We start from the raw sequence: 6591 nt of genomic DNA on the forward strand, positions 1-6591 counted from the left end.
CCCAATCGATCGGGTAGCAAAGCCAATACTCATGCTTCTCGTTGATGCGCTTGTACGGAGTACTCGGGTCGATTTCCCACGTGGTCTTGGCAGCCAGGATTGGTACGGTGCCGTCCCGCATTGCCCACTCCGTTTCAATGCGGCCTACCCGTCCATCTCCGCCGAACGAAGTACCATCGGGGTCGCTGAAGGACGAGTACACCGCCATGTCGCTGCCATGCTTTGCCCGCAGCACTGCATAGACTTCGGCGCTAGTGACGATTTTTCGGAATCCGCTCATTGCTGCTGCTCCTTGGCGCGGGCGAGAACCGCCTCGATCTTCTTGACCTCCACGGCGAGGTCTGAGTAGAAGGCGTCCGATTCCATGTACGACCACGTACCGATGCGCGGGTCAGTTAGGAAGGCGTGCGCCGATTCCAACGCCTCCACCAGCTCGCGCATCAGGTTCTCGTGGCTCGCTTGCCTCGCCGCTGCCTGTTCGTTCGTCATTGCTGGCACCCGGTGGCTTTGGCGAGGGCGGCGCGGGCTTTCGCCAACAGCGAGCTATCCCCCGCCATGCCGTCCTCCCATGCCTGCAGGAATTCCGCTGCGAACTCGTACAGTTCCGGCGCGGCGGCGGTCAGGCGGGCGTTGGCTTGGCTCTCTGCTTTGGTCGGCCACCACTTGCTGGCATCGTTCCAGCTAAAGGACGCAATCTGCTTGCGCCCTGCCTTGATCACGCATACAGGCGCAAACTTGTGTGCCGCGCTTTTCGTCGCATCGACGTAGGTCCACGGCCCTGGCGTGAACTTCGGCCCGCTCTTGTCCTGTTGATCCATCGTGTTCTCCTTGTTCTCCACCATCGCAGCGGCCTGGACCGGCCCCAGGCTGCACAGGCTTCGGTTCGGTGCGCTCGCCGCTCCTACCGTGGCGCTGCGATGGTGGCCCGCTGGTGCGGGCCGAACCAGTCAGGCGGCGCGCCAGGTCACGCGACCGCGCCAGTCAGTCACCGCAACCAGACCGCTCTCGTACTGCTCGATGGCCTCGCGCTGAAGCCGAGTCCACTCCGCGTTGTCCAGCGAATCGCGCAGGCTGATCGTCGTGCCGGTGATCGTCACGTCCTCCAGATCGATGTCGCCGATACGCGAGCCGACCCAGTAGACCGAGCCGTGCAGGTCCACGCGGACATCGCCGAAGAAGGCGGTGCCGAGGTATTCCAGGCCGGTCAGCATTTCGGGCTGGCCGGGGATCGTGACGAGGTCGGGTTGGGTGGTGGTGGCTGGCATCTGCGTCTCCGATAAGGTGTTGCCTTAAACGGAATAGTAGGAGATGCCTTACTCGCTTGTCAAGGTGTTGCCTTACTTTTTGTAGCGAGAGAAGCCCGCGCGAATCGCGGGCTGGGTTTTGGGGATCAGCGGTTAGCGTTCAGGACGGCCAAGGCCCATAGGCGAGCCTCGCGTTTCGCTACGGTGATGTCGCTCGACTGACGAAAGACTCTGTATGTGCCTAGGGAAACGAGCTTCCCTTTGATGCGGCAATAGCTCGTGACGACGATCAGTGGCACCGGTTGACCGTCCATGACGACCTTGGCGGCCGTGCCGTACATGAACCACTCGCCCGTGTCATTCTCAACGCCGATAACGCGGGCCGCGTCGATGCGCGCAGCTTTAAGCGCAGGATCGTTCCAGCTTTCCAACGCGCGTTGGAGATCGACTGTACGTGTCCCGGCCTTAAGCCTTTCGAACCGTTCGGCGGTCAGTTCTACACCGCGTGCGCCTCTGGGCGTCTGAACGATCATCCAGGCGGACCCATCCCAAGTTTTCCTGGATGGCTCCGCGCCTTCACGGGGCATGAAGTGATCTATGAGTATCGAATGCTGAGAAGTCGTTGCTTTCGCTGCTTCATAGAGCGCTGGGTCAGTCCGCGTCGACACATAGCCCGGCGGCGGCGGGATTTCAATGGGCGTGCCGTCAAAATCGTATGGTGCGGCCCAGACTAGAAGGGGTAGCGCGGTGCTGGCCACCACGAGCAGCAACTTTTTGAGGCGCAACATCTCACCCTCCCTGCCGATAGAAAAACTCGCCCAAGATCCTCAGCGATTCAGCCTGGGATGGCTGCAGCAGCTCGTCTGGATACTGCCGCTTGTCAGGATTTCGGCTCTCGAGCACCCATGTGCCGTCCACCAGGCGCCTCAGCTGCTTTATCCGCAGCCCGTCAGGGTGGTCGATGAGGAATAGCTTCCCGCTCCGGGGTTCTGTTTTCCGGCGATCGAATAGGGCGATGTCGCCCTCGACGATGAAGTCGGCGTTGCTGTTGCCCTCCGCGTAGACCGCTATGATGTCCTCCGGCCCCACGCCGTACTTCGTAAAGAAGGTCGATTCCTTGATCAGATAGCCCTTGGGGCCGCTCTCGAATGTGATCACACCGTTACCGCATGAAGCCTTAGCCTCGTAATAGGGGAGACGCATGATACCAATGTCGTCTGTGTCCTCAGCTTCCTTTACGGTCATGATCCGCGGCTGTCGGACAGCGCCTTCTTCTCTCCCTGTCAGAAGGTACGAGACCGACGTTCGCAGCCGCCGGGCAAGCTCCGGAAGCTTGTCCTGATCCGGTTTGCCTAGTCCGCGCTCCCACTCGGATACCGATACGTTGGTGATTCCGAACTGACGCGCGAGGTCACCTTGGGTGAGCCCCAACTCCTTGCGCTTCTGCCTGATTCTGTCGCCGATATGCATAAGGGGGAGCCTAACATTTGCAGATAAGGCGTTACCTGCTATCATGAAATAAGGAAACACCTTATCGGAGTGATAAAGTGACGCAAGAGAACGCTGTGAAGCGCGCCGTCAAAGCCGCCGGCGGTGCTGCCGCTGTCGCAAGCCTGTTCGATATCAGCACCGTCTCGGTCTACGAGTGGATCAACAACAACCGCATCCCGGCAGAACGTTGCCCGGCCCTCGAGCGCGCATGCCAGAGCGCTGTGCGCTGCGAAGAGATGCGGCCCGACGTCGATTGGGCTTACTTGCGCCAGCAGTCCGCTGGCGTCGAGCCGGCCACTGCCTGAGGTGCCACATGAGCACGGAAACAGTTTCCGCCGAAGAGCTTGAAAGCACACGCAAGCTCAGTGCACGCAATGAGGCCGAGGTCTTGCGCGCTGTTGCACGTGTCACGCAGTCCCGTGCAGCAGCTTGCATGGGCGTGTCGGCCAGCACGATCAGCCGGACGCTGGAGGACCTGCAGAAGTGGGCCCATCTTCTCGCCGTGCTCGGGCTCCAGGTCGCGCCGACCGATTCGATGGTCGTCGACCGGATCGAGCTGAACGCGCTGGAGAGCATGGCGCTCAAGTATCTGGAGGCCCGCCAATTCCAACGGATGGCGGGGCAAGCCTGAAATGACCAGTCTTCCCGAGCCGCTCACGCCGGCCCAGCGGAAACCTATCGGCAAGAAGCTGCGCTTCGAGGTCTTCAAGCGCGACGGGTTCGTGTGCCAGTACTGCGGAGCGCATCCGCCCGCGGTCATCCTTCAGGTCGACCACATAGTCCCTGTTGCTGATGGCGGTGAAAACGACATCGACAACCTGATCACGTCGTGCCAGCCGTGCAACCTGGGTAAGGGGGCGACTCCACTTTCCAACGTGCCGCGGCCGCTGGCAGAAAAAGCAGCCGAGATCCTCGAGCGCGAAGAGCAGATCAAGGGCTATCAGGCCGTGCTTGCTGCCCGCCGTCTGCGCCTCGAGGAAGAGGTTTCGGCGATCGACGACCGCTACACCGACTTCAATCCGGGTTATGGCCTCAGCGAGCCCTCCCTTGTGAGCGTTCGCATGTTCGTCGAGAAGCTTGGCTTCCATTCCGTCTACGACGCTATGGAACTGGCCGGCGAACGTTGGGGACGTCAGCCCGGGAAAATCTTCAAGTACTTCTGCGGGATCTGCTGGAACCGCATCAGGGAGCGCAACTGATGGCCCGCGCACGCAACATCAAGCCTGGCTTCTACAAGAACGAAGACCTCGCCGAATGCTCGATCTGGGCCCGCTTCATCTTCCCAGGACTCTGGATGATGGCCGACCGGGAAGGGCGGCTTGAGTACCGCCCGAAGCGGATCAAGGGCGAGCTTCTGCCCTACGACAACCAAGACACCGAACCGCTGCTGCGCGAGCTGGAGCGGCACGGATTCATCCTGATCTATGAGGTAGACGGTAAGGAATACATCCAGATCGTCAAGTTCTCCTTGCATCAGAATCCGCACCATCGGGAGGCTGAAAGCGTCATACCACCCCCCAAAAGCCTAGGGCTCGATGGGGTTGGCAACAACGGAAAGCCTGAGGCCACGCCCCCATGCAATGACAGCGAAGCCCAGGGCAAGCCTAGGAATGACGACCGAGAAAGCGACTTGCCAAGGGGGGCTAGCCGTGCTGATTCTCTGATTCCTGATTCCGGATTCTCTGATTCCCCCATCCGGGAAGCGCAGCAGCATAACCACCGTGGTCAGTCGCGCGCCGCTGAGGGTCCGAGTGATCGGGCCATTGCCGTGGCGGTGCTCCTGCGCAAGGCCGGCGTCTCGCCCATGACCGGGCAGCACCCTGCGGCACGCGAGTTCGCCGACACCGGCGCCACCGATGCGCAGCTGCAGGCCGCCGTCGACATCGCGCGCCAGCGCAAGCCGGCTCCCGAAGCGATCAGCCCGAACTACCTTCGGCCGATCCTGGCCGAGATCCTCAGCCCGAGGCCCAGAGCCACCAGCCGTGCCGACGCCCGAGCGCAAGAACGCGCCGACGTCATCGCCACCTTGACCGGTAGGAAACCCGCCCATGAACGCACCCCTGACACCCTCGATGTTGTCGCCCGCCGCGTCGACTGACTGGCCGCAAGACGCCGTGCCCGAGTCGTGGATCGACAGCCTGTTCGCCCGCATGAGCGGCATGTACGGCTCGAAGTTCGCGGACCTGTGGCGTGGCACTGACCTGCTCGTCGTGCGCAAGCTGTGGGGGCAGGAGCTGGCCTACCTATCCCGCGATGAGCTGCGTCGCGGCGTCGAAGCGCTGCGCACGCGCCCATTCCCGCCGACGCTGCCCGAGTTCGTGGCCCTGTGCCAGCCGCCGATGAACGTCGATGCGGCGATCTACGAAGCCGTCGAGCAGCTACGGGCACGGCAGGCAGGCAAGGACGTGTGGAGCGATCCGGCGATCTACTGGGCCGCGATCCGCGTCGGCGAGTTCGAGATGCTGAGCCTGTCGCACGCCCAACTGCGCACCCGCTTCGAGGCAGCGCTGCGCCAGGTCAAGGAGCAGGGGACCGTGCATCCCGTGCCGCCGCGAGCCGAAGCGCTCCCCGCGCCTGGCGGTACCGAGATCAGCCGCGACGAAGCAAGCCGCCGCCTCGCCAGCTTCAAGGCGGCAGGCATCCTGCGCCGCGGCCCGCAAGGCGACGGACGGGACTGGGCACGCCGGATCATCGCGAAGGCAGAGTCAAAGCAACCGGTCCCGATCGCCGTCCTCGAGATGGCTCGTCGCGGCCTCGCGGCAAAGCCGTTCGTGCTGGAGGCCGAGCATGCCTGACCTGTTAGCCGAGATCGTGAAGGGCGAGACCAACGACATGCCGTACCTGCCGCCGCCCCCACGACGCGCGCACGTGACCGACTGCTCCACCCCCGACTGCCGGTGCGACGCGTGTTGCATCGAGCGTGGCGAGTGGGCACCGGTCAACGACGTCGAGGAGGATGCGACGGCCCCGCACGAATCCCGCGCGCGCGCACGCGCATTTGCCGCGACGAACGTGAACATCCTCGCGCTGGACCTGGGCACGTCGACGGGCTGGGCGGTGGCCACGCGGGACGGCGGGCACAAGTCCGGAACGCTGCGGCTGGACCCGAAGAAGCTGGGAGGCAACGGCCGGCGCTGGATCGCGTTCCGGGAGTGGCTGACGGCCACGGCGCGGCAAGCCGGCGGCGTGCAGGCGGTGTACTTCGAGGACGTGAAGCGGCACATCGGCACGACAGCGGCGCACGTCTACGGTGGCTACCTCGCGATGCTCGAAGCATGGTGCGCGGCGAACAACGTGCCGCTGCACGGGGTGGGCGTTGGCACGATCAAGAAGGCTTGGACCGGCAACGGCCGCGCGGAGAAGGGCGCCATGATCGCCGAGGCCCAGCGCCGCGGTGTGAACGTCGTCGACGATAACCATGCGGACGCGGTGGCGATCCTGGTCTACGCGATCAACGAGGAGAACTGAGATGGAGCAGGCTGTGAGGATGGGAGAGATGACGCTGATGTGCCGGCACCCAAGCGGGTATCGCTGCGAGTTCTGTCGCGCGATCAACGAGCGGGCCGACCAAGCCGCCCTTGACACCGCCGCCCGGGCCAAAGCCGCCCTCGCGCAGCAGCCGGCAGCGCAGGCGGTGGGGTACGTTAGCGCGGCGCGCCTGGCGAAGATAACCGAGCGCCATCCCGTGCTGCTCTATCCGACGCCTGGTGACGATGAGCAAATGCCGCTCTACGCCGCTCCGCAGCCGAGCGCGCAGCAGGCCGAGCAGCCGACCGCCGAGGCCGTCACGGTGTGGAAGGACGGCCGGTACAAGTTCTGGCGCACGGCCGATGCGGCCTACGCGCAGAACGATCCG

General features: G+C 63.7%; 13 protein-coding genes. 7 read left to right on the top strand and 6 right to left on the bottom strand.

Features of this window, described 5'->3' with window-relative positions; genetic code table 11:
- The 6 genes from AC6EI8_RS22925 to AC6EI8_RS22950 form a co-directional block, all read right to left on the bottom strand.
- Positions 1–280, bottom strand: a 280-nt coding sequence (locus tag AC6EI8_RS22925; protein ID WP_498382961.1) for a hypothetical protein, incomplete at its 3' end; no start/stop codon positions are given.
- Positions 277–489: a hypothetical protein gene (locus AC6EI8_RS22930; RefSeq protein ID WP_498382962.1), complete on the bottom strand. Its 213-nt coding sequence runs from the start codon at positions 487–489 to the stop codon at positions 277–279. The genes AC6EI8_RS22925 and AC6EI8_RS22930, both read right to left, overlap by 4 nt.
- The gene (locus AC6EI8_RS22935) at positions 486–818 is read right to left on the bottom strand and encodes an XkdD/Y8K6 family phage-associated protein (protein WP_498382963.1); all 333 of its coding nucleotides are present in this window, start codon (positions 816–818) and stop codon (positions 486–488) included. Before AC6EI8_RS22935 ends, AC6EI8_RS22930 begins: the two co-directional genes overlap by 4 nt.
- Before the next feature lie 129 nt (positions 819–947).
- Positions 948–1265 carry a hypothetical protein gene (locus AC6EI8_RS22940; RefSeq protein WP_498382964.1) on the bottom strand — a complete coding sequence of 106 codons (318 nt, stop codon included), beginning with the start codon at positions 1263–1265 and terminating at the stop codon, positions 948–950.
- A gap of 125 nt (positions 1266–1390) precedes the next feature.
- A complete protein-coding gene (locus AC6EI8_RS22945; RefSeq protein ID WP_498382965.1) occupies positions 1391–2032 on the bottom strand; it encodes a hypothetical protein in 642 nt (213 codons plus the stop codon).
- A 1-nt stretch (position 2033) separates the two neighbouring features.
- Complete coding sequence (locus AC6EI8_RS22950; protein ID WP_498382966.1) at positions 2034–2714, bottom strand: XRE family transcriptional regulator; 681 nt, start codon at positions 2712–2714, stop codon at positions 2034–2036.
- A gap of 77 nt (positions 2715–2791) precedes the next feature.
- On the opposite strand from AC6EI8_RS22950, the gene AC6EI8_RS22955 reads away from it, so the two are divergent.
- The 7 genes from AC6EI8_RS22955 to AC6EI8_RS22985 all read left to right on the top strand — a co-directional run.
- Positions 2792–3040 carry a YdaS family helix-turn-helix protein gene (locus AC6EI8_RS22955; protein ID WP_498382967.1) on the top strand — a complete coding sequence of 83 codons (249 nt, stop codon included), beginning with the start codon at positions 2792–2794 and terminating at the stop codon, positions 3038–3040.
- 8 nt (positions 3041–3048) lie between these two features.
- Positions 3049–3366 (top strand): CII family transcriptional regulator, encoded by a 318-nt coding sequence (locus AC6EI8_RS22960; protein WP_498382968.1) that lies wholly within the window; start codon positions 3049–3051, stop codon positions 3364–3366.
- 1 nt (position 3367) lies between these two features.
- On the top strand, positions 3368–3934 hold the full coding sequence (locus AC6EI8_RS22965; protein ID WP_498382969.1) for an HNH endonuclease: 567 nt from the start codon (positions 3368–3370) through the stop codon (positions 3932–3934).
- Positions 3934–4833, top strand: a complete 900-nt coding sequence (locus AC6EI8_RS22970) for a hypothetical protein (RefSeq protein ID WP_498382970.1) — start codon at positions 3934–3936, stop codon at positions 4831–4833. Before AC6EI8_RS22965 ends, AC6EI8_RS22970 begins: the two co-directional genes overlap by 1 nt.
- A complete protein-coding gene (locus tag AC6EI8_RS22975; protein WP_498382971.1) occupies positions 4784–5530 on the top strand; it encodes a hypothetical protein in 747 nt (248 codons plus the stop codon). The genes AC6EI8_RS22970 and AC6EI8_RS22975 overlap by 50 nt, the downstream gene beginning before the upstream one ends.
- Positions 5523–6203 (top strand): crossover junction endodeoxyribonuclease RuvC, encoded by a 681-nt coding sequence (locus AC6EI8_RS22980; protein ID WP_498382972.1) that lies wholly within the window; start codon positions 5523–5525, stop codon positions 6201–6203. Before AC6EI8_RS22975 ends, AC6EI8_RS22980 begins: the two co-directional genes overlap by 8 nt.
- 28 nt (positions 6204–6231) lie before the next feature.
- Positions 6232–6591: hypothetical protein (locus AC6EI8_RS22985; protein WP_498382973.1), on the top strand; the 360-nt coding region annotated here is incomplete at its 3' end.

This window comes from Cupriavidus sp. R6-3 (assembly GCF_059772245.1).

What these genes read in the sequence shown, in the direction of transcription:
- AC6EI8_RS22930 (WP_498382962.1), bottom strand. Translation starts at nt 489, where the DNA reads ATGACGAACGAACAGGCAGCGGCGAGGCAAGCGAGCCACGAGAACCTG.
- AC6EI8_RS22935 (WP_498382963.1), bottom strand. Translation starts at nt 818, where the DNA reads ATGGATCAACAGGACAAGAGCGGGCCGAAGTTCACGCCAGGGCCGTGG.
- AC6EI8_RS22940 (WP_498382964.1), bottom strand. Translation starts at nt 1,265, where the DNA reads ATGCCAGCCACCACCACCCAACCCGACCTCGTCACGATCCCCGGCCAG.
- AC6EI8_RS22945 (WP_498382965.1), bottom strand. Translation starts at nt 2,032, where the DNA reads ATGTTGCGCCTCAAAAAGTTGCTGCTCGTGGTGGCCAGCACCGCGCTA.
- AC6EI8_RS22950 (WP_498382966.1), bottom strand. Translation starts at nt 2,714, where the DNA reads ATGCATATCGGCGACAGAATCAGGCAGAAGCGCAAGGAGTTGGGGCTC.
- AC6EI8_RS22960 (WP_498382968.1), top strand. Translation starts at nt 3,049, where the DNA reads ATGAGCACGGAAACAGTTTCCGCCGAAGAGCTTGAAAGCACACGCAAG.
- AC6EI8_RS22965 (WP_498382969.1), top strand. Translation starts at nt 3,368, where the DNA reads ATGACCAGTCTTCCCGAGCCGCTCACGCCGGCCCAGCGGAAACCTATC.
- AC6EI8_RS22970 (WP_498382970.1), top strand. Translation starts at nt 3,934, where the DNA reads ATGGCCCGCGCACGCAACATCAAGCCTGGCTTCTACAAGAACGAAGAC.
- AC6EI8_RS22975 (WP_498382971.1), top strand. Translation starts at nt 4,784, where the DNA reads ATGAACGCACCCCTGACACCCTCGATGTTGTCGCCCGCCGCGTCGACT.
- AC6EI8_RS22980 (WP_498382972.1), top strand. Translation starts at nt 5,523, where the DNA reads ATGCCTGACCTGTTAGCCGAGATCGTGAAGGGCGAGACCAACGACATG.